Source organism: Bariatricus sp. HCP28S3_D3 (assembly GCF_052065755.1).
In the GTDB taxonomy this organism is placed as follows: Bacteria; Bacillota; Clostridia; order Lachnospirales; family Lachnospiraceae; genus Allocoprococcus.
Genome location: NZ_JBQHTK010000001.1, coordinates 391985 through 414655, shown reverse-complemented (window position 1 = coordinate 414655; position 22671 = coordinate 391985). Strand labels below are relative to the sequence as shown.

Below are 22671 nucleotides of genomic sequence, written 5' to 3'. Positions count from 1 at the left end.
ATCATGAAGATGGGAGAAATGAATGATTGATTATTATGAACAGCTCACACAGGAGGAGCAGGAAGCAATCACAGAAGTGGTTCAGACTCTTTTCAGGCAGACCTTCCTTTTGGAGCGGAAATACGACAAACGGACGGGCAGGCTTCAGTATGGGAAAGAGTACCGGACTGCGATGAAGCATCTGCCGTTTCTGAAAGAATATTTTAGAGTGGCGGGAATCACACTTTATGAAAACAACAATATAGGTATGCTGTATATTCAGGGAGAGACGCTCTGGGGCGAAAAACTTCCGAGACTTGCAACTATCTATATACTGGTACTAAAGCTGATCTATGATGAGCAGATGCAGAATGTGTCCACAAGCAGTCAGATCGTGACGACGCTGGGTGCCGTGAACGGCAAAGCAGGAGAGTTCAGAGTACTTCAGAGCATCCCGTCAGCTACGGAGATGCGCAGGACGATTGCACTTTTGAAAAAATATCAGTTGATTGAACCGCTGGATCTTCTGGAAGAACTAAATGAAAGTACCCGGATTGTCATTTATCCGAGTATTCATGCAGTGCTTGCAGGAGACGACATCAGAGAATTATTGGAGACGTTCAGTGAGGAGGAACATTTTGGAAAAGAAGGAGAAACAGCAGCCGTTCAAGGCACTCTCGAAGATCTGCCTGAATAACTGGCATTATATAGACAGAAAAATACTGTCACTCAGCGAGGGAATCAATTTCTTTACCGGACATTCGGGGAGCGGAAAATCGACCGTGATTGATGCACTGCAGATTGTGCTCTATGCTAACACGGATGGCAGAGGTTTTTTCAACAAGGCTGCAGCCGATGATTCAGATCGTTCACTGATTGAGTACCTGAGGGGCATGGTCAATATCAGTGAAAATAATGAAGCACAATATTTGCGAAATTCCAATTTTTCCAGTACAATCGTGCTGGAGCTTGAACAGACAAACACAAAGGAAAAACAATGTGTCGGCGTTGTGTTTGACGTGGAAACTGCGACGAATGAAATCGGAAGACTGTTTTTCTGGCATACAGGAGGACTTCTTGAGAATCATTATCGGGCAGACAAAAGATGTCTTACGACTATGGAAGTCAGAGAATACCTGCAGCGGTCGTTTCCACAGGAGGGATATTACTGCGGGCCGAGCAATGAGCGGTTCCGAAGGCAACTCTATGATGTGTACCTGGGTGGACTGGATATGGAGAAATTTCCCAGATTGTTTAAACGGGCAATCCCTTTTAAAATGAATATCAAGCTGGAAGATTTCGTGAAGGAATATATCTGTATGGAGCAGGATATTCATATTGAAGATATGCAGGAAAGCGTTATGCAGTACGGCAGGATGCGGAAACGGATCGAAGAGACGCTTGAAGAAATAACATGTCTCAAAGAAATAGGAGAGATGTATCGGAATTTTGATGAGAGAAGAGAGAAGGTACAGCTTGGAGAATACCAGCTTCAGAGACTGGAAATGATGCGTCGTGAGGCAGAGGTTCAGGAGAAACGAGATCGAATTCAGAGCCTTTCTCAGGATAATCGTGAATTCCTGGAGCAAAAGGCAATGCTGGAAACGGAAGAGAAGGCATTTCAGCAAGAATATGATGAACTCTTGATTCGGCTCAATAACAGTGGGTATAAAATGCTTGAGACGGAACTTGCAGGGCTTAATGAGGCTCTGGAACGGTTGGATGGAAGCAAAGCAAGATGGACGCAGACTGCTAACCGGCTGAAGGAGTGGAAGACAAAGGAGATGACTTCTAACCAGACAATCTGGGATATTGACCGATTTGCATCCGGCGGTATCACTTTGGGAGAACTCAAGAGACTTAAAAATGCGCTGGCTCAGATGAGAAATGAACTGGAAGAAGAGCGCCGGGAAATTGATGGAGAACTTCGGCGAATCAAGAAGGAAGAGAAGGAATCACGTGAGGAATTAAAGGAGCTGAAACAAGGACGAAAAGCGTATCCAAAGGAGCTGGAAGCGGCCAGGATCGAACTGCAGAATCAGATTTATAAAAGAACCGGTACCTTCGTAAATGTGAAAGATTCTTGCGGATCTTCTGGATATCCGTGATGAGCGATGGCACAACGCGGTAGAAGGTTATATGGGAGGTAACAAATTGCTTCTCGTTGTTGAGCCGGAGTATGCGAAGACAGCGATGGAAATCTATCAGAAGATGGATAAGAAGAAATACTATCGTGCTGCCGTGCTGGATACAGAAAAAGTATTGGAGGAAAAGCACGAGGTGCGTCCGGGGGCTCTGGCAGAGGAAGTGATCGCAAAGGAATCCTATGTCCGGGAATACATCCGTTTCTTCCTTGGAAATGTGATGAAATGTGAGAATATAGAGGAACTCAGAAATCAGCGCATCGGAGTGACTCCGGACTGTATGCTGTATCATAGTTACCGGTTGCAGCATATCAATCCCGAGAATTATACCAGGCGTGCATACATTGGTGAGACGAGTCTCAGACAAAGAATCCGACAGCTTGAAGAACGATGTAATAAGCTTCAGGAAGAGCGTTTGCCCCTGCAGGATCAGCTTGAGGAAATTCGGAAACTGTTGGATCTGGAAAGCCTGATACAGCCGGAAGAAGACTATATGGCACAGATTCAGGATGCCAGAATGATTCCTGAAAAAGAACGCCGTAAAGAGCAGCTGACTGAGCAGATGAAAAAGCTTCGGGAGGATTCAGTAGAAGCCCTGGAAAGGCAGATGGAGGAACTCGCAAATCGGAAAGAGGAAAAGAAGAAGCAAGTAGTTGCTGCCGAAGTGCAGGCGGAAAAATGCTGTGATAAGATCGAGATGTTGAAAGATCAGATTGTCGATTCGGAGGAAGAACTGGCAGAATTCAGAAAAGATTTTCAAGAGAATACAGAGTATGAGGAAGTGTTCCGTAAGTTCCTGGAAGCAAGAAAATCGGTGAATTATGAGTATCTGAAAAGCCAGGTTGCCAAGGGGCTTGGTGAATTAAAAAATGCAATGGACGATGCTTATCAGAGGCTGGTAGACAGGAGAAGCGTTTATATTAGACGATATCCGAATCGAACTTTTTCCACCAGTGTCAAAGAAAATTCAGACTATGACAAACTGCTGGACAGCCTTCAGTGTGATGACTTGGAGAAATACCGTGAGTCGGCAAAGGAACAGGCTCGCTCGGCCGTGGAACATTTTAAAGATGACTTTATTTTCAAAATCCGCAGCGCAATCCGGGAGGCTTACCAGCGAAGAGATGAGCTGAACCGGATCATAAGCGGACTGGATTTCGGAAAGGATAAGTATCAGTTTGTGATCACACGGAATAAAGGAGCGGATGGAAAATATTATAAGATGTTCATGGATGACGCTCTGCAGATCAATCCGGCTGATCTTGGTAATACGATGGATAACCAGCTTAATATGTTTACAATGGAGCATGAAGAGGAATATGGAGAGATGATGAATGAATTGATCAATATCTTTATTCCACCGGAGAATGCGACGAGGGAAGAGCTGGATGAAGCCAGAAAGAACATGGAAAAATATGCGGATTACCGGACATATCTTTCTTTTGATATGCAGCAGATCGTGCAAGGGGAGAAAAATATGACCATCGGTCTCGGGAAGATGATCAAGAAAAATTCCGGAGGAGAGGGACAAAATCCGCTGTATGTGGCGCTGCTGGCAAGCTTTGCCCAGGTTTACAGAATCAATCTGTCGCCGAAAGTGCAGAGACGTCCGACGCTGCGGCTGGTTGTTTTGGATGAGGCGTTCTCGAAGATGGATGCGGAGAAAGTGGCAAGCTGCATCTCTCTGATAAGGGGGCTGGGATTCCAGGCAATTATCAGTGCGACCAATGATAAGATTCAGAACTATCTGGAAAATGTAGATAAAACATTTGTATATGCAAATCCGAACAAGCGTCATATTTCGATTCAGGAATTTGAAAAAACGGAATTTTCGCAGCTTGCGGATGTTGAGGAATAAAGGGGAAAACGTATGTATCTTGTAAAAAAGATTATTGAGAAATGTGAACACAGCAGTCGTGACTGGCGCGAGGGAGCAACCGGCGGCAGAACACTGAGGATCACCCAGGAGGATTATGACCTCTGCGGGAAGCAAGAACTGATCGATGAGGCGAGAAAACTGGAGTCGGCAGGCCTTCTTACAATTAAAAAGTGGGTGATACCGGACAGTGATATTGAATTGATTGCATATCGAGTTGAAAAACTTTCGCAATTCTACCGGCTTGCGGACAGCGAAAGTGGGGAAGAGTATTGGCCGAAACAGGCGCGTGTGAATTATTATACAAGAAAAATTGAGGAAGAACTTTCGGAAGGTTTCCAGAAAGAATGGATTGAACAATATTTTGAGAGTCTGAGAGCACGTCTGGGTAAAGGTGAGTTCCCGAAAGAGGTGGAGAAGCTGGAAATGTCGCTTGCGGCTTTTCGGGGGATCGATAGTCTGGAAGAACCGGTATTGAAACGAATTTTTAGTAAACAGTATCTGAAAGATTCCAAGATGTTTGAACGTGAACTTGAAAGACATGTAATCAGTGTGGCAAGAAAATACTGCGATACCATTACAGAAGACATGGATTCTTCTACGGTATTGGAACAGCTTATGATTGAGGAATATTCCCAGGAACTGGCAGTGAAAGGACCACTGAAACTTAAAATATGGCGCGGTTCAGAGGCAAAGCGAGTGGATCTTTCTGACTTTGTTTATGGTACTGTACTGAACAGCCAGACGCTGAAGCATGCTGTAGTAGAGCTGGATCAGCCGGGACTGAAAAAAGTGGTGACAATTGAAAATAAAGCAAATTATGTGTCGATGCCGTATCAGCCGGACACATTGTATGTATTCAGTCACGGATATTTCTCGCCTCTGGACAGAGAATTCCTGAAAAAGCTTAGAAGAGCGCTGAATGGGAAGCCGGTGGAGTATTTTCACAGCGGAGATCTGGACTATGGCGGAGTGAAAATTTATGAGTATATTAAGAAGCAGATTCTTCCGGACGTACAGCCGCTGAAGATGGATGTGGAGACGTTTGAAAAATATGCCTCTTTTGCAGAGCCGATCAGTAAGGAAACAATGGCAAAATTGCAGAAAACAGAGATCCCTGATTTGAAGGAATTGATTGACAAAATGATTGAAACCGGAATGGGGATTGAACAGGAGAGTTTTTTGATCGTATAAAGGATAACGCAAATGAAGAAAAAATAAGCAAGGGCAGCATCTTTTCGGGATGCTGCCCATTATTATGCTTAAAATCCTTCCACAAACTGATCCAGAACATGCGGCAATAATTTGTCGCTATATTCGGTCAGAGAGTAATTCCCTTTGCAAAGTGCCCAATCGTAGAGTAAAGCTCTTTCGTACATTGCATATATCTTCAACAACTCCTGCGGAGTGCTGGTGTTTTTGAATTCACCGGATTCGATCGCGCTGGAAATCGTATCGGTAAGCCAAGTGAAATAATAACGGTCACTTTCCAGGAGAGATCGCTTGTCCTTGGTAATCAATTGTGAAGAATATAAAGATGCGAGCAGATTCACATCAATTGTAGTTTCAATCATATAGAACAGTTCATGATTGAAAAACAGCAATTTGTCGTAGGCTGATAAGTCAGGATCGACGATTCCTGCAAGCTCCTCATATTTATCATCAAAAAGGTATGAGAGCGTGTTAAGCAATGCTTCTTTTCCTTTGAAATAATGATAAAATGTACCCTTCGAAGTCTTGGAGGCGGCAATGATTTCATCTACTGTTGTTTGCTCGTATCCGTTTTTGTGAAAAAGAGTCCACGCAGCTTTTACAATTTTGCTTTTTGTGGAACGGCGTTTCTTAGGCATTAAATAACCTCACTTCCTAACGTTTGCTTCCGACTTTAAAGCCGTATTTCAGTGGGTCGTCCGGGTCGATCACATAAGTTGCATCGCCGGTCAGGTAGGCGCTTCCGGTAATCTGAGGAATAACTGCATCAAATTCTCCGACTTTTGCTTCTTTCAGGATGACGCCTTTAAACTGGGAGCCGATAAAGCTTTCATATACGAAAGGTTCTCCGATCCCGATTTCGCCTCTTTTGTATAAGGTCGCCAGTTTAGCACTTGTTCCTGTTCCGCACGGAGAACGATCTGCCATATGGTCGCCGAAAATAACAACGTTGCGTTTATTACAGCCAGGAGTGTCGGTTGAACAGTACATTTCTACAAGGTCTACTGTTGTGATATCCAATTCTGGATGTTTGATTTCTACTTCTTTGTTGACCTGTTCCAACATATGGATACCGAAATCGGTAAGCTTTGGAATAGAATCCGGATCAACAGTCCAACCGAATTGCTCAGCGTCTACGAGGGCGAAGAAACTTCCGCCGAAAGCAATGTCATATTTTACTTCCCTTCCGTCTACGGTGGTAGTCAGATTCTCCTTATAAAGGAAAGCAGGCACATTCGTTAAAGTAACGTTCAAAACTTTTCCGTTCTTTACTTCGGCCTTGGTGCGAATGATTCCGGCAGGAGCATCCAGAACGACTTCCGTATATGGTTCTACGGCCGGGACAAGCCCCGTTTCGATAATTGCGGTTACAGATCCAATCGTGCCATGTCCGCACATGTTTAAATATTCGCCTGTATCCATAAAGATTACTCCGAAATCAGCTTCCGGATGCACCGGCTCTGTTAAAAGAGCTCCGAACATATCATGGTGTCCACGTGGTTCGAACATCAAGGCACGGCGGTATTGATCATAATTCTCTGCAAGAAAATTCTTGCGTTCAATCATGGTGTCACCTTTCAGCTCCGGAAAACCGGACATGATGATACGCGTAAATTCCCCCACTGTATGAGTATCAATTGCATGAAAAGACGCTTCAAAAGCGTCAAGGTTAAGCTTTGGATGAATTTCCATTTCCCAATTCCCTCCTTAAAGTAAGTTATAGAAATAATCTATAAGCTGTCAGCATAAAGCGGGCAGCATAGTAGTAGAAACCAAAATGATAAATAGAATATAGAGCAGCCTTTGGAAATATATTTCTGCAGTCTGCTAAATATTATTATGTATTATGTAATAAAATGGACGACAAAACCTGTGCGGCATTAAGCATTCCGCTGTGAAATAAATGTTGTCTAGACTTGATTCTAGTATGAAGTACAGTTTCTGAAAATATTATCTACGAAAAGCCTTGAAAAGTCAATAGAAATTTGCTACAATAAAAAACGAAATAAATGTTGAAAAATGAAATAAACTGTGGTACAGTTAGAAAGCCGGAAATAATATGGGGGTAGATGGGTAACTGGTGTGCCTCCTAGTCTTCAAAACTAGTGTGGGGCGTTAAGAGCGTCCTGGGTGGGTTCGATTCCCACATGCCCTCGCCAAGAAAAGATTGGCTTTCCGACTTAAGATGACACCTGTAAAGTAAGCGATCGTATTTTTATACGTTCGCTTTTCATATTATATATAGAAAATATTTATAAGTGAAAGGGAGAAGGGTCATGGGAAACTTACAAATTTTACTGCGTCAGCATGTTGGGGCACCCTGCGCGGCGGTGGTAAAGGCTGGTGACAGAGTTGAAAAAGGCACCTTGATCGCGACACCGACGGGCCTTGGCGCAAATATTTTCTCGAGTGCGTATGGCGTGGTTGAGGAAGTGAAGGAAGATCGGATCATTATCAGGCCTGATGAAGTTCAGAAAGATGAATTTGTTCCGATCCAGGAAGGCAGCAAGCTGGATATGGTGAAATCAGCGGGCGTAGTTGGTATGGGCGGAGCTGGATTTCCGACAGGTGTGAAATTGGGAACTGACCTGAAGGGTGGATATATTCTGGTGAATGCGGCAGAATGTGAGCCTGGACTGAGGCACAATATTCAGCAGCTTGAAGAAGATTGCGAGAAAGTCATCCGCGGCGTAAAACACTGCATGGAAATTTCAAATGCGGCAAAAGCAATCTTTGCAATTAAAAAGAAGAATGAGAAAGCTGTTGCAAGACTGCGCGAAGCACTGAAAGATGAGGACGCGATTACGATTCATCTGCTTCCGGATATCTATCCGATGGGAGAAGAACGTGCGGTTGTAAGAGAGTGTCTGGGAATTGAACTTCAAACGACTCAGCTGCCCTCTGCGGCAAATGCGATCGTCTGCAATGTAGAGACGCTGGCAAGGGTATCGGAAGCAATTGATGAAAGAAAGCCTTGCTTTTCAAAGAATCTTACTGTGATTGGTAAGATTAATGGTGGAAATGAACCACATGTTTTTATGGATGTTCCTGTAGGAACGAGTGTTGGTGATCTGATTGAGAGGGCTGGCGGTATTGATGGCCTTTATGGGGAAATTATTATGGGAGGACCATTTACCGGAAAGGCCACTACTGAAGTAGAACCAATCACCAAGACAACCGGAGGAATCATTGTTACGATTGATTTTCCGGATCTTCACGGAGCAAAAGTAGGTTTATTGGTATGTGCCTGCGGAGGAAGTGAAGAAAGAATGCGTGATATTTGTGCTAAGATGAATGGTGTAGTTGCGTCTGTCGCAAGATGTAAACAGGCGATTGAGAATAAACCGGGAGCACCATTGAAGTGCGAACGCCCCGGTAATTGTCCGGGACAGGCAAAGAATAACATTCAGTTTAAGAAAGACGGATGTGAATACATTATCATAGGAAACTGCTCTGACTGTTCCAATACAGTAATGGGATCTGCTCCGAAGATGGGATTGAAAGTATTCCACCAGACGGATCATGTAATGAGGACGATCGGGCATCCGCTTTACAGATATCTGCGGGTATCGAAACAGGTAGAACAACTTCCGGACGGCAAATAGGCCGCGGAATGAGATAATAGGACAAGTAACGAGGAGGTAATATTATGTCAATTACAGCTGAAACAGCAAAAGAACATGCAAAAGACCCTGCCGTATTATGTTGCAGAGCAGAAGGCGGAATTACAATTCAGGCAGCAAATCTGGAAGATCCGGCTATTTTCGATGATCTGGTAGATTCAGGACTTTTGAATCTGGAAGGAGCGCTTACGATCGAACAGGTTCTGGGAGCAACTCTGGTTAAGACTTGTGACTCTCTTACACCGCTTACCGCTGATCTGGTAGAAGGAGCCAATGTAGTTGCAGAAGCACCGGTAGAAGAAGAGGAAGAAGCGGCTCCGGTAGAAGCATCTGCTGCAGCACCGGCACAGGTATGCCAGGCATCTGCGGCATCCGGTATTTTGAAAATACATATCGGAGAAGGAAAAGATATCAATATTGAACTTCCGGTGGGTTTTAATGGCGGTGCTGCAGTAGCAGAAGTTCCTGCACAGCTTCCGGTTCAGGAGGCAGCACCGGCGGTGAAAGAACCGGAACCGAAAGTTGTAAGAAGTGTAACAAGAAAGCACTATAAGATTACAGAAGTAAAACGCGGCCCGGAGACAAAGATTGAAGGCACGACTCTTTACATCAGAGAAGGAATTGAGGAAGAAGCAGTTGCTTCTCAGGAGTTGGTACACAGCCTTAAAATTGATATCATTACACCGGATATGTATCATACCTATTCTGAGACAATTATGGACGTTCAGCCAATCGCTGCAAAAGAAGGCGATGACGAGATCGGAAGCGGAACAACAAGAGTACTTGATGGTGTTGTTATGATGGTCACAGGAACAGATGACAACGGTGTACAGATTGGTGAATTCGGTTCTTCCGAAGGCTATCTGGACGAAAACATCATGTGGAACCGTCCGGGTGCACCGGATAAAGGCGAGATCTTTATCAAGACAGAAGTTGTGATCAAAGAAGGAACCAATATGGAAAGACCGGGCCCGCTTGCAGCACATACCGCAACAGATGTGATCACACAGGAAATCCGGGTGGCTTTAAAAGCGCTTGAAGATGAAAGCCTTGTAGTAAATACAGAAACATTTGAACAGGTAAGAAGACCTGGAAAGAAGAAGGTTGTAATCGTAAAAGAGATCATGGGACAGGGCGCAATGCATGATAACCTGATCCTTCCGGTTGAGCCGGTCGGCGTTCTTGGGGCAAAACCGAACGTAGACCTTGGAAATGTTCCGGTTATGGTTTCTCCGCTTGAGGTACTGGACGGATGTATCCATGCACTGACCTGCATTGGACCTGCTTCTAAGGAAATGTCAAGACATTACTGGAGAGAACCTCTGGTTACGGAAGTGCTCCATGACGAAGAAGTAGACCTTTGCGGTGTTATTTTCGTGGGAAGTCCACAGATCAATGCGGAAAAATTCTATGTATCCAAACGTGTCGGCATGATGGTGGAAGCACTGGATGTTGACGGAGCTTTCGTCACAACAGAAGGCTTTGGAAACAACCACATTGACTTTGCAAGTCATATTGAACAGATCGGTATGAGAGGAATCTCTGTTGTCGGGATGTCTTTCTGCGCAGTTCAGGGAGCTTTGGTTGTTGGAAATAAATATATGACTCATATGATTGATAATAATAAATCTGAGTCTGGTATTGAAAATGAAGTTCTTGCCTGCAACACGCTTTGCAAGGAAGACGCAGTACGCGCACTTGCAATGCTGAAAGCTGCAATGGCTGGCGAAGAAGTAAAGAAACCGGAAAGAAAATGGAATCCGAACGTGAAATCAACCAATGTGGAATTAATTTCCGAGACGATGGACGATACGCTGGAACTGGTAAAGAATGAGCAGTCTTTGCCGATGAGCCAGAAGAGAAAAGAAAAATACGACTAAGAACAGGTGAAGAACATGAAATATGGCGATAAAATCATTTATATGGAAGGGGTAATCGTAGAAATTCATGATGGATGTGTTGGGATCGATCTCAAAGGACGTCTGGGCTATCTGAAGATTCCAATGCGAATGCTGATTACCGATTATCCATTAGTGGTGGGACAGGAAGTTGGATGGAATATGAGTTTTATTGAACAGTTAGGTCCCGAGGCCAATGACAAATATGTAAGTAACCTGGATACTTATCAGAGACGTCAGGAAGAAATGAAGTCTCATAAAGAAGAATGTGAATAGCAATTAGAGGAGGTAGTAACATGAGTTTAACAGTTGTTAAAGGGCTGCAGTCAGAAATCTATGTTCCGATTACTCCGCCGCCGGTATGGGCGCCTGTAAAGAAAGAATTAAAAGATATGACGATTGCACTTGCTACAGCGGCAGGTGTGCACCATAAAGAACAGGAAAGATTTAATCTTGCAGGAGATTTTACCTGGAGAAAAATTACCGATACGATGCCGTCAAGTGAGCTTATGGTTTCACACGGAGGATATGACAACAGTGATGTGAACAAAGACATCAACTGTATGTTCCCAATTGATAGAATCCATGAGCTGGCAAAGGAAGGATTTATCAAAGCCTGTGCACCGGTTCATGCAGGATTCATGGGCGGCGGCGGAAATCAGGAGAAATTCAAGGGTGAAACCGGTCCTGCGATCGCTCAGATGTTTGTTGAGGAAGGCGTGGATGCGGTTATCCTCACCGCTGGTTGAGGTACCTGCCACCGCTCTGCAGTTCTGGTGCAGAGAGCAATTGAAGCCGCTGGCATTCCGACTATCATTATCGCGGCACTTCCGCCGGTTGTACGTCAGACCGGTTCACCACGTGCGGTAGCTCCGCTTGTTCCGATGGGAGCAAATGCAGGAGAGCCGAACAATGTGGAAATGCAGACAGCTATTGTCAAAGCAACTCTTGAAGCTCTGGTGAGCATTGAATCTGCCGGAAAAGTTGTTCCGCTTCCATATGAATATGTAGCGAAAGTATAGAACTATTTTTTAAACTCCATGGCTTATGCTGTGGAGTTTTTGCTAAAAATGATTTATAATGGTTGGAAAGAAAAATGGCAGGAGGACGCTATGGAAAAAGATTTACGCCGCCTTGTAATAAAGGCATTTCACGTTCGGGATGTGTCCTACGGTGAAGAGAACAGAGTGACTCCGGATGGGGTGATGACGGTGGATGTTTCGGTTCTTGAAGGAATCCTTGAAAAACATCCGCAGCTCGAGAAAATGGATATACAGATTATTCCTCCTTGTGATCATGATCGTTTTACCAATACAATGATGGATATCATTCCGATTTCTACAAAAGTACTTGGAAAATTGGGGGATGGAATCACACATACTCTTACCGGAGCGTATGTAATTTTGACAGGGGTGGATGTAAATGGAAAGCAGACGCATGAATTTGGCTCTTCGGAAGGAAAGCTAAAAGAGAAATTATATCTGAATCGTGCGGGGACCCCGGGGGATGAAGATTATATTCTGTCCTTTGATGTGGTACTGAAAGCGGGAATGGGTCAGGAACGGGAAGGTGTTCTTGCAGCGCATCGTGCGTGCGATGAGTTTATTCAAATATTCCGGGAACAGATGAAAAAATTTCGGGGTGATTTGTGTACAGAACGGCATGAATACCATGATGTCGCGCGGCCGGGAAAAAAACGCGTATTAATCATAAAGCAGGTTGCCGGGCAAGGGGCTATGTATGATACATCGCTCTTCGGAAAAGAACCTTCCGGAACAGAAGGCGGACATTCGATCATTGACATGGGGAACATGCCGGTAATCGTAACGCCGAATGAATATCGGGACGGGATCATCCGTTCTATGCAGTAGGAGGTAGAGAATATGGGAATTGGGCCATCTACAAAAGAAACGTCGTTACATCATTTTCGGGATCCGCTGCTGGATGTGGTTTCGGCGGACGAGGATTTGGATCTGATGGGGATCATGATTGTGGGAACTCCGGATGACAATGCCGATAAATTGCTGGTAGGAACTCGCGCTGCTGTTTGGGCGGAAGCCATGCGCGCTGACGGAGTGATACTTTCCTCTGACGGATGGGGGAACAGTGATGTGGATTTTGCAAATACGGTGGAGCAGATGGAAATCCGTGGAATTCCGGTTGCGGGCCTTAAATTCAGCGGAACGGTTGGACAGTTTGTTGTGACGAATGACTATCTGGACGGAATTCTGGATATCAATAAAAGCGCAGAAGGTGTCGAGACCAATATGGTCGGGGAAAATAATGTGACACAGCTTGACGCCAGAAAGGTTACGGCGCTTTTGAAGCTGAAAATGCGAAAAAGAGACACGTAAAGCGTCTCTTTTCTTTCTTTATGAAATCACATGATTCTTAATAATTGCGCGAATGCTCGCGTTGAGATAAGGTTTGAGATCCTCAAAAGGCATTGGATCATTTTCCAGAATTGTGCTGTAAGAGGTAGAACTTGCAAGCTCGATGATTAGAAACATCATTGTTTCGGGATCTCTGAGTTTAACGACAGGATTCTCTAGAAGATGGTTTCTGTACAGTTCCTTTACATTGATCTCTTCTTCGTCGTTACTTTGTAAAATTGCCTGCTTGAAAATTCCCCAGCTCAGATTTTTGGAAATAAAGCGAAGCATTGGTTTATTTTCCTTCATACGCTCCAGAATATAATCTACAATAAAAATAATTCGGTCTTCAAACTGGGGAGTGTGAGAAGACTCCAGAGCCTGCCAGGCGGCAAGAAAAAGATTCCCTGTTATTTTGGCTATGAGCCGGTCGCGTAATTCATATTTGTCTGTAAAATAAAGATAAAATGTTCCCTTTGCTACACCTGCATACTTGGCGATGTCGCTAATGGAGGTTTTCTCGATGCCCTGTTCTATGAACAAATCATAGGCGCTCCGATAGAGGGCATCGGATTTTTGCTGTTTGTTTTCGTCTACCTTCCCCATGGTATATTCTCCCCTTGTCAAAGTGAAATTATAATTGTCGGAAATGATTTCGCAATTCGTATTATAAATGCAAAATTGACAAAAGTCAATTTATATAAGCAAAATAATGACTTTCGGTCAATTAATATTCGCTGTAAGAATTAAGAGAGTATTTTGGAGTAATGGATGAAAAGATATCTGGTCAATGTGGAAATGCTTTGGTACAATGAATGAGGTATTTGTGATAAGAATCCAATATTACAGTGTAATTGATGCGAACATGGTGGAAGAATGGCTTTGAGTATCGAATGCGGCTGAAAAGGAGAAATATATGAGTGAGTATTTAGCAAAATTAAAACCGGAAGAAATTGTAAAAATGGATGTAGATTCTATCTATATCGGGAATTTGAATACGGTAGATGAAGATTTGAGTCTGCCGCTGCATGGGAAATATGGTTCTGTATTAAATTGGTTTACAGAAGAGGAAAGATTTATCAGGGCTGACGGTAAAGTTCACAGGCCGCTATATGGCATGGGAAATCGGAATGTCAAATTGAAAGTAAAAGCAGTGTACGAAGGGTACAGCGAGGAGCGTGAATTTGAGGCAACGGTTCTGCAGGAAAAGAAAGAAAATATTGTAGCGGAAATTCTGGAAGTGAATTTGGAAGCGATGCCAGGAGAAAAAGCGGCACTACCGTCAGTGGTGATTGCGAGAACTACGGACGGACGTAGAACCACACTACCTGTTAAGTGGGAGAAATATGAACCACTTTGGAAAGAAGGAATCATACATGTGCGGGGGATTGTAGAAAAATATAAGGAGAGCGCAATTGCCAGTATACATTATTATAATATAGAAGAAACTCATTATGACATACCAAAAAGAAAGGTGGAGTTTTTACCGATTGGGCAAGTGCGGCTTAAAGAGGGGACGATCTTTTATGAACGCCAGCAGAATATGCTGAACTATCTTTTGAACATAGACGATGATCAAATGTTGTATAATTTCCGGAGAGCATCCGGTCTGGATACGCATGGTGCGGCGCCTATGACCGGTTGGGATGAAGAAAACTGTAAATTAAAAGGGCATACGACAGGGCATTATATGTCAGGATTGGCGCTGGCCTGGGGGGCTACAGGGAACCCGAAATTCCGGGAGAAAATAAATTATATTGTGGACGGACTTGAGGAATGTCAGGTGGCATTTGCTGAGTCGGGAGAACATCATACAGGGTATTTGAGCGCCTATGATGAAGAACAGTTTGATCTGTTAGAACAATTCACGCGTTATCCGGAAATATGGGCACCTTATTATACTTTGGATAAAATTATGTGTGGGCTGTATGATTGCTTTCAGATTGCCGGATGTGAAAAAGCGAAAATAATATTAGAAAAGATGGGGGACTGGGTTTATGACAGGCTTTCGCGTCTTTCGAGGGAAGTACTCGATCGAATGTGGTCAATGTACATTGCTGGAGAATTTGGTGGCATGTTGGGTACGATGGTAAAACTGTATCAGATTACCGGGAAAGAAAATCATTTAAAAGCTGCGTGCTTTTTTGTGAATGATAAACTATTTTATCCGATGCTGGAAAAGTGCGATACATTGGAAGATGTGCATGCAAATCAGCACATTCCTCAAATTATAGGAGCGATGGAGTTATTCCGGGTGACGAAAGAAGAAAAATGGTGGAGAATCGGAAAAAATTTCTGGAAAATTGTGACCGCAGATCATGCGTATTGTATCGGTGGTGTGGGAGAAACGGAAATGTTCCACTGTGCCGGAACGACATGCGACTATCTGACAGAAAAAGCAGCTGAAAGTTGCGCGAGCTATAATATGCTTAGACTGACGGCGCAGTTGTTTGAGTATACTGTTGATGGGGCGATGATGGATTATTATGATAATACGCTCCGCAATCATATCCTTACATCGGCCAGCCATGCTGATGACGGAGGAACCACTTATTTCATGCCGCTGGGACCGGGACAACGAAAAGCGTATTCGACAACAGAAAATACATGCTGTCATGGAACGGGAATGGAAAGTAGATTCCGCTATATGGAAAATATCTATGCAACGGATGAAAAATATGTGTATGTTAATCTTTTGATTGATTCGGTTTTGGGTGGGGAGGCTTCAATAGAAGTTGACACTTCGGAAACGGACGGAATCGTAAAAGTGGTATGCCGAAATGATATGGACAAGGGACTTAAGATTCACATTCCATCCTGGGCGGAAGATGGACTCCGGGCGGAACTTAACGGGAGAGAAATAAGCAGAATTACATTGGAAGATGGATATCTCTGTGTCGGGGAACAATGCAGGTCGGATGATGAAATCGTTCTGCATTTGCCGATGCAGCTACGTGTTGTGAAAAATCCGTCAGACTGCAGGTTTGTGAATCTCGCCTATGGGCCCTATATTCTTGCGGCGCTGTCTGATGTGGAAGAATTCTTTCCACTCCCGGATCTTGAGAAAATCCGACCAATGAAAGAAAAGTTGCATTTTGAAGTGGAAGGACTTGAGTTTGTTCCTTTTCCTGAAATAGATACGCAAAAATACCATGTATATTTTCTTGCACCGGAGAGCGGACAATGTTAGAAAAATGTAAATTACATACCATTAAGAAAGGCCTGATTAAAAGAGAAAAGGCACGACTGTAGTCGTGCCTTTTCTTTTTGGTATGTCATTGAGAGGTTTTTCCTCGTTGCCTTGCAGTCTCGTCTATATACAAAGCTGGGGAATGCTCCTCGAAAGAGGAAGTATATATAAATTGAGTTTTACCATCGCAGCATTATTCTTGGGGGAAACAATCGGCAATGATATAACTGCAACAGCAACCAATCGGTTTATACCTAATTGAAAAAATAAAAAAAGACGATATCCAACTTTCTTGGAAACCGTCCTTGGTTTATTGCTTTCGATTAAGTTGGTTACACTATAACACTTTATTGTGATGGTGTCAATAAGCGAAATGCAAAAAAATGTATTTTTATAAATGCATACGGTTGGTGGGATTGTACCTAAAAAAATACAATATTTTTCGGAAAAGCCTTGCAAATAAGAAAGATATCTTGTATACTGAAAAAGCTGTGACATGATAGCTGTGAAGCGTGAGGTTGCTGCCTGATATGGCAGGTTTTCCGTGGAGCGAATGTCAAGTTAGGAAACTGGCGACAAGTCACTGTACTGAATCATAACAGCCGCTGAGATGCGGTAACAACGTGTGAGTTTCTCACGACACACACGGGGAAGTGTACAGTCACCGCTTGTCGTACTGAGGTTTAAGTACGAAAAGGAGGCGACTTTTTTTATGGCAAGTCAAGTAATGAGAATCACATTGAAGGCATATGACCATCAGCTGGTTGATGCATCTGCCAAGAAAATCATCGAAACTGTAAAGAAGAATGGAGCACAGGTTAGCGGACCGGTACCGCTTCCGACAAAGAAGGAAGTTGTAACAATCTTAAGAGCGGTTCACAAATACAAAGACTCCAGAGAACAGTTCGAACAGAGAACTCATAAGAGACTGATTGATATCATTGCACCGACACAGAAGACGGTTGATGCTCTTTCCAGATTGGAAATGCCGGCTGGTGTATATATTGATATCAAAATGAAAACAAAATAAGAACACAGTAATTCCTAAAATTTAGGATGAACATCAATCCGATGTTCCGCTGTAAATCACAGGAGGTAATTATAATGAAGAAAGCTATCTTAGCTACAAAAGTCGGAATGACTCAAATCTTCAACGAAGATGGAGTATTGACTCCGGTAACTGTTCTTCAGGCAGGTCCTTGTGTTGTGACACAGATCAAGACTGTTGAGAATGACGGTTACAGTGCTGTTCAGGTTGGATTCGTTGACAAGAAAGAAAAGATCGTTAACGTGGACAAGAACGGAAAGAAAGAAATCGTGCATAGACACGGTGTTACAAAAGCTGAAAAAGGACATTTTGACAAAGCTGGCGTAACAGGAAAAAGATTCGTAAGAGAATTCAAATTCGAGAACGCTGATGAATATCAGCTGGCTCAGGAAATTAAAGCTGACATCTTTGAGGCTGGCGACAAAGTTGACGCAACAGCAATTTCAAAGGGTAAAGGATTCCAGGGTGCAATCAAGAGACACAATCAGCACAGAGGACCTATGGCGCATGGCTCTAAATTCCATCGTCATGCAGGTTCAAACGGTGCTTGTTCTGACCCGAGCAAGGTATTCAAAGGAAAAGGAATGCCGGGACACATGGGAGCAAAGAGAATTACAGTTCAGAACCTTGAAGTTGTAAGAGCAGATGCTGAAAACAACCTGCTCTTAGTAAAAGGTGCCGTACCGGGACCAAAGAAATCTTTAGTAACTATTAAGGAATCTGTAAAATCTATCTAAGATTTGCACTAGGAAAGGAGGAACACACAGATGGCAAACGTATCTGTTTACAATATCGAAGGCAAAGAAGTTGGTACAATCGAACTGAACGACGCTATTTTCGGTGTAGAAGTTAACGAACATCTTGTACACATGGCAGTTGTTAACCAGCTTGCAAATAATCGCCAGGGAACGCAGAAAGCGAAAACTCGTTCTGAAGTTTCCGGTGGTGGAAGAAAACCGTGGAGACAGAAAGGTACCGGTCATGCGAGACAGGGATCTACAAGAGCTCCGCAGTGGACAGGCGGCGGCGTAGTATTCGCACCGGTTCCGAGAGACTATTCTTTCAAGATGAACAAGAAAGAAAAGAGAGCAGCTCTTAAGTCTGCACTTACTTCCAGAGTAGAAGAAAACAAATTCATCGTAGTTGATGAGATGAATTTTGATGAAATCAAGACAAAGAAATTCCAGGCAGTATTAAACAACCTGTCAGTATCTAAAGCATTAGTTGTATTGGAAGATGGAAATGTGAATGCAGAACTTTCTGCAAGAAACATTGCTGATGTTAAGACAGCCAAAACAAATACAATCAATGTGTATGATATCCTGAAATACAACACAGTGATCGCTACGAAAGCTGCTGTTGAAGCGATTGAGGAGGTGTACGCATAATGGCAAACGTTCAGTATTATGATGTAATCCTTAAACCGGTAATTACAGAAAAAACAATGGAGCTTATGGCTGATAAGAAATACACGTTCTTAGTTCACACAGAAGCTACAAAGAATCAGGTGAAAGAAGCTGTTGAAAAAATGTTCCCGGGAACAAAAGTTGCCGGAGTGAATACAATGAATCTTGATGGCAAGACAAAACGTCGTGGCATGACATTTGGAAAGACAGCGAAAACAAAGAAAGCGATTGTTCAGTTAACAGAAGACTCAGCAGAGATTGAAATCTTCCAGGGACTGTAAGAACAAACTGATTAAACGGTGCAATTCCGTGACACTAATAATTAGAAGTAACGAAAGGAGATAGAGTAATGGGAATTAAAACATACCGCCCATATACACCATCCAGAAGACATATGACCGGTTCTGATTTCTCAGAAATCACAAAGACAACTCCGGAAAAATCCTTAGTTGTATCTTTGAATAAGACAGCCGGACGTAACAATCAGGGTAAAATTACTGTAAGACACCGCGGAGGCGGAGTTAAGAGAAAATATAGAATTGTGGATTTTAAACGTAAAAAAGACGGAATCCCGGCTACTGTAATCGGAATTGAATACGATCCGAACAGAACAGCTAACATCGCATTGATCTGTTATGCAGACGGCGAGAAAGCATACATCCTTGCGCCGGAAGGACTTAAGGATGGAATGAAAGTTATGAACGGACCGGAAGCGGAAGTACATGTAGGAAACTGCCTGCCGCTCAGCTGCATCCCGGTTGGTACACAGATCCACAACATTGAGCTTCATCCTGGAAAAGGCGGACAGATGGTTCGTTCTGCAGGAAACAGTGCTCAGTTAATGGCTAAAGAAGGTAAATATGCAACACTTCGTCTTCCTTCAGGCGAAATGAGAATGGTTCCGATCGAATGCCGCGCATCAGTTGGTGTAGTTGGTAATGGTGATCACAACCTGGTAAATATTGGTAAAGCAGGACGTAAACGTCATATGGGTATCAGACCTACAGTTCGTGGTTCTGTAATGAACCCGAATGACCATCCACATGGTGGTGGTGAAGGTAAGACTGGAATTGGTCGTCCGGGTCCGTGCACACCTTGGGGTAAACCGGCACTTGGCCTTAAGACTCGTAAGAAAAACAAACAGTCTAATAAGCTGATCATCAGAAGAAAAGACGGTAGAGGAATCAAATAGTTAATTTTGAAGGAGGTTATAACCTATGGCTCGTTCACTTAAAAAAGGACCATTTGCAGATGCAAGTCTGCTGAAAAAAGTGGAAGCAATGAACGCATCAGGAGACAAGGGTGTTATTAAAACATGGTCTCGCCGTTCTACAATCTTCCCGATTATGGTTGGACATACAATTGCAGTTCATGACGGAAGAAAACACGTTCCGGTATATGTAACAGAGGATATGGTTGGACACAAACTCGGAGAGTTCGTTGCAACCAGAACCTACAGAGGACATGGAAAAGACGAAAAGAAATCCAAAGTTAGATAATATTTAACGTATTGAAAGGAGGTTTCATCCCATGGCAAAAGGACATAGAAGTCAAATTAAGAGAGAAAGAAATGCAAATAAAGACACCAGACCATCAGCTAAGTTATCTTACGCTAGAGTCTCTGTTCAGAAAGCATGCTTCGTATTAGATGCCATCAGAGGTAAGGATGTACAGACAGCGCTTGGTATTTTGACATATAACCCAAGATACGCTTCAAGCATTATAAAGAAATTATTAGAGTCAGCAATTGCTAATGCTGAAAACAACAATGGTATGAATGTTGAAAACCTTTATATCGAGGAATGTTACGCAAATAAAGGACCAACAATGAAGAGAATCAGACCGAGAGCACAGGGTAGAGCTTACAGAATCGAAAAGAGAATGAGTCATATTACACTTGTGCTGAATGAAAGATAAGGAGGACAATCATGGGACAGAAAGTTAATCCTCATGGCTTGAGAGTCGGTGTTATCAAAGACTGGGACTCAAAATGGTATGCAGAGAAAGATTTCGCTGATTACCTGGTAGAAGACCATAAAATCAGAGTATTTCTTAAAAAGAAATTATATAGTGCCGGTGTTTCTAAGATTGAAATCGAAAGAGCATCTGACCGTGTGAAGATTATTATTTATACTGCTAAACCGGGTGTCGTAATCGGTAAAGGCGGTTCAGAGATTGAAAAAGTAAAAGCTGAACTTCAGAAAATGACGGATAAAAAAGTTATCGTTGATATCAAAGAAGTGAAGAGACCGGATAAGGACGCACAGTTAGTAGCTGAGAATATTGCACAGCAGCTGGAAAACCGTATTTCATTCCGTCGTGCAATGAAGTCCTGCATGTCCAGAACTATGAAAGCAGGAGCGCTTGGTGTTAAGACTTCTGTATCAGGACGTCTTGGCGGAGCTGATATGGCTCGTACAGAGTTCTACAGTGAAGGAACGATTCCGCTTCAGACATTAAGAGCAGACATTGACTATGGCTTCGCTGAAGCAGACACAACTTATGGAAAAGTTGGTGTTAAGGTATGGGTATACAAAGGCGAAGTACTTCCAACAAAGGCTAGTAAGGAAGGGAGCGATAAATAATGTTAATGCCAAAAAGAGTAAAACGTAGAAAACAGTTCCGTGGCTCCATGAAGGGTAAAGCATTAAGAGGAAACAAGATCACGAACGGTGAATATGGTCTTGTGGCAATGGAACCATGTTGGATCAAATCCAATCAGATCGAAGCTGCCCGTATTGCTATGACACGTTACATCAAGCGTGGTGGTAAAGTTTGGATTAAGATTTTCCCGGATAAACCAGTAACAACAAAACCGGCTGAAACTCGTATGGGTTCTGGTAAAGGAACTCTTGAATACTGGGTAGCAGTTGTTAAGCCAGGACGTGTTATGTTTGAGCTGTCAGGAGTACCTGAAGAAGTTGCAAGAGAAGCACTTCGTCTGGCTATGCACAAGTTACCATGCAAATGTAAAGTCGTTTCTCGTGCAGATTTAGAAGGCGGTGATAACAGTGAAAATTAAGACATTCGTAGAAGATTTAAAAGCAAAATCAGTTGCGGAGCTGAACGAAGAATTAGTAGCTGCTAAAAAGGAACTCTTTAACCTGAGATTCCAGAACGCAACAAACCAGTTAGATAATACAAGCAGAATCAAAGAAGTCAGAAAGAACATCGCAAGAATTCAGACAGTGATTACTGAAAAAGGCAACGAATAAGCAGCGTAGCTTAGAGTGTTCTAGAAAGGAGCAAAACCGTGGAAAGAAACCTGAGAAAAACGAGAGTTGGTAAGGTTGTAAGCAACAAGATGGATAAGACAATCGTTGTTGCAGTAGAAGACCATGTAAAACATCCGCTTTACAATAAGATCGTAAAAAGAACTTATAAATTAAAAGCGCATGATGAAGAGAATAAATGCAATATTGGCGATAGAGTAAAAGTTATGGAAACAAGACCGTTATCGAAAGATAAGAGATGGAGACTTGTTGAAATCGTAGAAGAAGTTAAATAGTTTGGCTTTGAATAAGTATAAGGAGGTTTACCTGCATGATACAGCAAGAAAGCAGATTAAAAGTAGCTGACAACACAGGTGCTAAAGAATTACTCTGTATCCGTGTATTAGGCGGTTCTACAAGAAGATATGCAGCAATCGGCGATGTGATCGTTGCGTCTGTTAAAGATGCAACACCAGGCGGCGTTGTTAAAAAAGGTGATGTAGTAAAAGCTGTTGTAGTTCGTACTGTAAACAGCACACGTCGTAAAGATGGTTCTTACATCAGATTCGACGAGAATGCTGCAGTAATTATAAAAGATGACAAAAACCCAAGAGGAACTCGTATTTTTGGACCTGTAGCCAGAGAACTTCGTGAGAAACAGTTTATGAAAATTGTTTCCCTGGCTCCGGAAGTACTGTAAGGAGGTTCGAA

At 43.0% G+C, this 22671-nt stretch carries 24 protein-coding genes, 1 tRNA gene and 1 pseudogene; 23 read left to right on the top strand and 3 right to left on the bottom strand.

What is annotated here, in order from left to right:
• Nucleotides 1-22: 22 nt before the first annotated feature.
• The 3 genes and pseudogenes from ACTNB3_RS02090 (at nt 23) to ACTNB3_RS02080 (ending at nt 5193) form a co-directional block, all read left to right on the top strand.
• Nucleotides 23-676 carry a DUF4194 domain-containing protein gene (locus ACTNB3_RS02090; protein WP_427806658.1) on the top strand — a complete coding sequence of 218 codons (654 nt, stop codon included), beginning with the start codon at nt 23-25 and terminating at the stop codon, nt 674-676.
• Nucleotides 618-3981: pseudogene (locus ACTNB3_RS02085) on the top strand (ATP-binding protein). The gene ACTNB3_RS02090 and the pseudogene ACTNB3_RS02085 overlap by 59 nt, the downstream one beginning before the upstream one ends.
• 12 nt (nt 3982-3993) lie before the next feature.
• Nucleotides 3994-5193 (top strand): Wadjet anti-phage system protein JetD domain-containing protein, encoded by a 1200-nt coding sequence (locus tag ACTNB3_RS02080; RefSeq protein ID WP_441024319.1) that lies wholly within the window; start codon nt 3994-3996, stop codon nt 5191-5193.
• 68 nt (nt 5194-5261) lie between these two features.
• Here the strand turns inward: ACTNB3_RS02080 and ACTNB3_RS02075 are convergent, their stop codons facing one another.
• Entirely contained in the window at nt 5262-5849 is a 588-nt protein-coding gene (locus tag ACTNB3_RS02075; protein WP_441024317.1) for a TetR/AcrR family transcriptional regulator, read from the bottom strand.
• A gap of 16 nt (nt 5850-5865) precedes the next feature.
• Nucleotides 5866-6903, bottom strand: coding sequence for a proline racemase family protein (locus ACTNB3_RS02070; RefSeq protein ID WP_427818791.1), 1038 nt, complete (start codon nt 6901-6903; stop codon nt 5866-5868).
• Between the two features lie 369 nt (nt 6904-7272).
• On the opposite strand from ACTNB3_RS02070, the gene ACTNB3_RS02065 reads away from it, so the two are divergent.
• The 7 genes from ACTNB3_RS02065 to ACTNB3_RS02035 all read left to right on the top strand — a co-directional run bounded on the left by ACTNB3_RS02065 (nt 7273) and on the right by ACTNB3_RS02035 (nt 13086).
• Nucleotides 7273-7370, top strand: a tRNA-Sec gene (locus tag ACTNB3_RS02065).
• Nucleotides 7371-7487: 117 nt separating this feature from the next.
• Entirely contained in the window at nt 7488-8816 is a 1329-nt protein-coding gene (gene prdC / locus ACTNB3_RS02060; RefSeq protein WP_441024314.1) for a proline reductase-associated electron transfer protein PrdC, read from the top strand.
• A 44-nt stretch (nt 8817-8860) separates the two neighbouring features.
• The gene (prdA, locus tag ACTNB3_RS02055) at nt 8861-10714 is read left to right on the top strand and encodes a D-proline reductase (dithiol) proprotein PrdA (RefSeq protein ID WP_427806665.1); all 1854 of its coding nucleotides are present in this window, start codon (nt 8861-8863) and stop codon (nt 10712-10714) included.
• A 15-nt stretch (nt 10715-10729) separates the two neighbouring features.
• Entirely contained in the window at nt 10730-11008 is a 279-nt protein-coding gene (locus tag ACTNB3_RS02050) for a CBO2463/CBO2479 domain-containing protein (RefSeq protein WP_427806725.1), read from the top strand.
• Between the two features lie 20 nt (nt 11009-11028).
• A complete protein-coding gene (gene prdB, locus ACTNB3_RS02045) occupies nt 11029-11754 on the top strand; it encodes a D-proline reductase (dithiol) protein PrdB (protein WP_427818793.1) in 726 nt (241 codons plus the stop codon).
• Nucleotides 11755-11844: 90 nt separating this feature from the next.
• Complete coding sequence (gene prdD / locus ACTNB3_RS02040) at nt 11845-12603, top strand: proline reductase cluster protein PrdD (protein WP_441024311.1); 759 nt, start codon at nt 11845-11847, stop codon at nt 12601-12603.
• Nucleotides 12604-12615: 12 nt separating this feature from the next.
• Nucleotides 12616-13086 carry a glycine/sarcosine/betaine reductase component B subunit gene (locus tag ACTNB3_RS02035; RefSeq protein ID WP_427818795.1) on the top strand — a complete coding sequence of 157 codons (471 nt, stop codon included), beginning with the start codon at nt 12616-12618 and terminating at the stop codon, nt 13084-13086.
• Between the two features lie 18 nt (nt 13087-13104).
• Here the strand turns inward: ACTNB3_RS02035 and ACTNB3_RS02030 are convergent, their stop codons facing one another.
• The gene (locus ACTNB3_RS02030) at nt 13105-13710 is read right to left on the bottom strand and encodes a TetR/AcrR family transcriptional regulator (RefSeq protein ID WP_427818796.1); all 606 of its coding nucleotides are present in this window, start codon (nt 13708-13710) and stop codon (nt 13105-13107) included.
• A 310-nt stretch (nt 13711-14020) separates the two neighbouring features.
• Here ACTNB3_RS02030 and ACTNB3_RS02025 point away from each other — a divergent pair, with 310 nt between their 5' ends.
• The 13 genes from ACTNB3_RS02025 (at nt 14021) to rplN (ending at nt 22660) form a co-directional block, all read left to right on the top strand.
• A complete protein-coding gene (locus ACTNB3_RS02025) occupies nt 14021-16294 on the top strand; it encodes a beta-L-arabinofuranosidase domain-containing protein (RefSeq protein WP_441024308.1) in 2274 nt (757 codons plus the stop codon).
• 712 nt (nt 16295-17006) lie between these two features.
• A complete protein-coding gene (rpsJ, locus tag ACTNB3_RS02020; protein ID WP_427806687.1) occupies nt 17007-17324 on the top strand; it encodes a 30S ribosomal protein S10 in 318 nt (105 codons plus the stop codon).
• Nucleotides 17325-17398: 74 nt separating this feature from the next.
• Entirely contained in the window at nt 17399-18079 is a 681-nt protein-coding gene (rplC, locus tag ACTNB3_RS02015; RefSeq protein WP_441024305.1) for a 50S ribosomal protein L3, read from the top strand.
• A 30-nt stretch (nt 18080-18109) separates the two neighbouring features.
• The gene (rplD, locus tag ACTNB3_RS02010) at nt 18110-18730 is read left to right on the top strand and encodes a 50S ribosomal protein L4 (RefSeq protein ID WP_427806690.1); all 621 of its coding nucleotides are present in this window, start codon (nt 18110-18112) and stop codon (nt 18728-18730) included.
• Complete coding sequence (gene rplW, locus ACTNB3_RS02005; protein WP_427806691.1) at nt 18730-19029, top strand: 50S ribosomal protein L23; 300 nt, start codon at nt 18730-18732, stop codon at nt 19027-19029. Before rplD ends, rplW begins: the two co-directional genes overlap by 1 nt.
• A 68-nt stretch (nt 19030-19097) precedes the next feature.
• Entirely contained in the window at nt 19098-19940 is an 843-nt protein-coding gene (gene rplB / locus ACTNB3_RS02000; protein ID WP_427806692.1) for a 50S ribosomal protein L2, read from the top strand.
• 25 nt (nt 19941-19965) lie between these two features.
• The gene (gene rpsS / locus ACTNB3_RS01995) at nt 19966-20247 is read left to right on the top strand and encodes a 30S ribosomal protein S19 (protein WP_008372528.1); all 282 of its coding nucleotides are present in this window, start codon (nt 19966-19968) and stop codon (nt 20245-20247) included.
• 31 nt (nt 20248-20278) lie between these two features.
• Nucleotides 20279-20665 carry a 50S ribosomal protein L22 gene (gene rplV / locus ACTNB3_RS01990; protein ID WP_427806693.1) on the top strand — a complete coding sequence of 129 codons (387 nt, stop codon included), beginning with the start codon at nt 20279-20281 and terminating at the stop codon, nt 20663-20665.
• Between the two features lie 11 nt (nt 20666-20676).
• Complete coding sequence (rpsC, locus tag ACTNB3_RS01985; RefSeq protein WP_427806694.1) at nt 20677-21333, top strand: 30S ribosomal protein S3; 657 nt, start codon at nt 20677-20679, stop codon at nt 21331-21333.
• Nucleotides 21333-21770 (top strand): 50S ribosomal protein L16, encoded by a 438-nt coding sequence (rplP, locus tag ACTNB3_RS01980; RefSeq protein WP_427806696.1) that lies wholly within the window; start codon nt 21333-21335, stop codon nt 21768-21770. The genes rpsC and rplP overlap by 1 nt, the downstream gene beginning before the upstream one ends.
• Nucleotides 21760-21963 (top strand): 50S ribosomal protein L29, encoded by a 204-nt coding sequence (gene rpmC / locus ACTNB3_RS01975; RefSeq protein WP_427806697.1) that lies wholly within the window; start codon nt 21760-21762, stop codon nt 21961-21963. The genes rplP and rpmC overlap by 11 nt, the downstream gene beginning before the upstream one ends.
• Nucleotides 21964-22001: 38 nt before the next feature.
• Nucleotides 22002-22256, top strand: coding sequence for a 30S ribosomal protein S17 (gene rpsQ, locus ACTNB3_RS01970; RefSeq protein ID WP_427806698.1), 255 nt, complete (start codon nt 22002-22004; stop codon nt 22254-22256).
• 35 nt (nt 22257-22291) lie between these two features.
• Nucleotides 22292-22660: a 50S ribosomal protein L14 gene (gene rplN, locus ACTNB3_RS01965; protein WP_427806699.1), complete on the top strand. Its 369-nt coding sequence runs from the start codon at nt 22292-22294 to the stop codon at nt 22658-22660.
• The last annotated feature ends 11 nt before the right edge of the window (nt 22661-22671 follow it).

What these genes read in the sequence shown, in the direction of transcription:
- ACTNB3_RS02090 (WP_427806658.1), top strand. Translation starts at nt 23, where the DNA reads ATGATTGATTATTATGAACAGCTCACACAGGAGGAGCAGGAAGCAATC.
- ACTNB3_RS02080 (WP_441024319.1), top strand. Translation starts at nt 3,994, where the DNA reads ATGTATCTTGTAAAAAAGATTATTGAGAAATGTGAACACAGCAGTCGT.
- ACTNB3_RS02075 (WP_441024317.1), bottom strand. Translation starts at nt 5,849, where the DNA reads ATGCCTAAGAAACGCCGTTCCACAAAAAGCAAAATTGTAAAAGCTGCG.
- ACTNB3_RS02070 (WP_427818791.1), bottom strand. Translation starts at nt 6,903, where the DNA reads ATGGAAATTCATCCAAAGCTTAACCTTGACGCTTTTGAAGCGTCTTTT.
- prdC (WP_441024314.1), top strand. Translation starts at nt 7,488, where the DNA reads ATGGGAAACTTACAAATTTTACTGCGTCAGCATGTTGGGGCACCCTGC.
- prdA (WP_427806665.1), top strand. Translation starts at nt 8,861, where the DNA reads ATGTCAATTACAGCTGAAACAGCAAAAGAACATGCAAAAGACCCTGCC.
- ACTNB3_RS02050 (WP_427806725.1), top strand. Translation starts at nt 10,730, where the DNA reads ATGAAATATGGCGATAAAATCATTTATATGGAAGGGGTAATCGTAGAA.
- prdD (WP_441024311.1), top strand. Translation starts at nt 11,845, where the DNA reads ATGGAAAAAGATTTACGCCGCCTTGTAATAAAGGCATTTCACGTTCGG.
- ACTNB3_RS02035 (WP_427818795.1), top strand. Translation starts at nt 12,616, where the DNA reads ATGGGAATTGGGCCATCTACAAAAGAAACGTCGTTACATCATTTTCGG.
- ACTNB3_RS02030 (WP_427818796.1), bottom strand. Translation starts at nt 13,710, where the DNA reads ATGGGGAAGGTAGACGAAAACAAACAGCAAAAATCCGATGCCCTCTAT.
- ACTNB3_RS02025 (WP_441024308.1), top strand. Translation starts at nt 14,021, where the DNA reads ATGAGTGAGTATTTAGCAAAATTAAAACCGGAAGAAATTGTAAAAATG.
- rpsJ (WP_427806687.1), top strand. Translation starts at nt 17,007, where the DNA reads ATGGCAAGTCAAGTAATGAGAATCACATTGAAGGCATATGACCATCAG.
- rplC (WP_441024305.1), top strand. Translation starts at nt 17,399, where the DNA reads ATGAAGAAAGCTATCTTAGCTACAAAAGTCGGAATGACTCAAATCTTC.
- rplD (WP_427806690.1), top strand. Translation starts at nt 18,110, where the DNA reads ATGGCAAACGTATCTGTTTACAATATCGAAGGCAAAGAAGTTGGTACA.
- rplW (WP_427806691.1), top strand. Translation starts at nt 18,730, where the DNA reads ATGGCAAACGTTCAGTATTATGATGTAATCCTTAAACCGGTAATTACA.
- rplB (WP_427806692.1), top strand. Translation starts at nt 19,098, where the DNA reads ATGGGAATTAAAACATACCGCCCATATACACCATCCAGAAGACATATG.
- rpsS (WP_008372528.1), top strand. Translation starts at nt 19,966, where the DNA reads ATGGCTCGTTCACTTAAAAAAGGACCATTTGCAGATGCAAGTCTGCTG.
- rplV (WP_427806693.1), top strand. Translation starts at nt 20,279, where the DNA reads ATGGCAAAAGGACATAGAAGTCAAATTAAGAGAGAAAGAAATGCAAAT.
- rpsC (WP_427806694.1), top strand. Translation starts at nt 20,677, where the DNA reads ATGGGACAGAAAGTTAATCCTCATGGCTTGAGAGTCGGTGTTATCAAA.
- rplP (WP_427806696.1), top strand. Translation starts at nt 21,333, where the DNA reads ATGTTAATGCCAAAAAGAGTAAAACGTAGAAAACAGTTCCGTGGCTCC.
- rplN (WP_427806699.1), top strand. Translation starts at nt 22,292, where the DNA reads ATGATACAGCAAGAAAGCAGATTAAAAGTAGCTGACAACACAGGTGCT.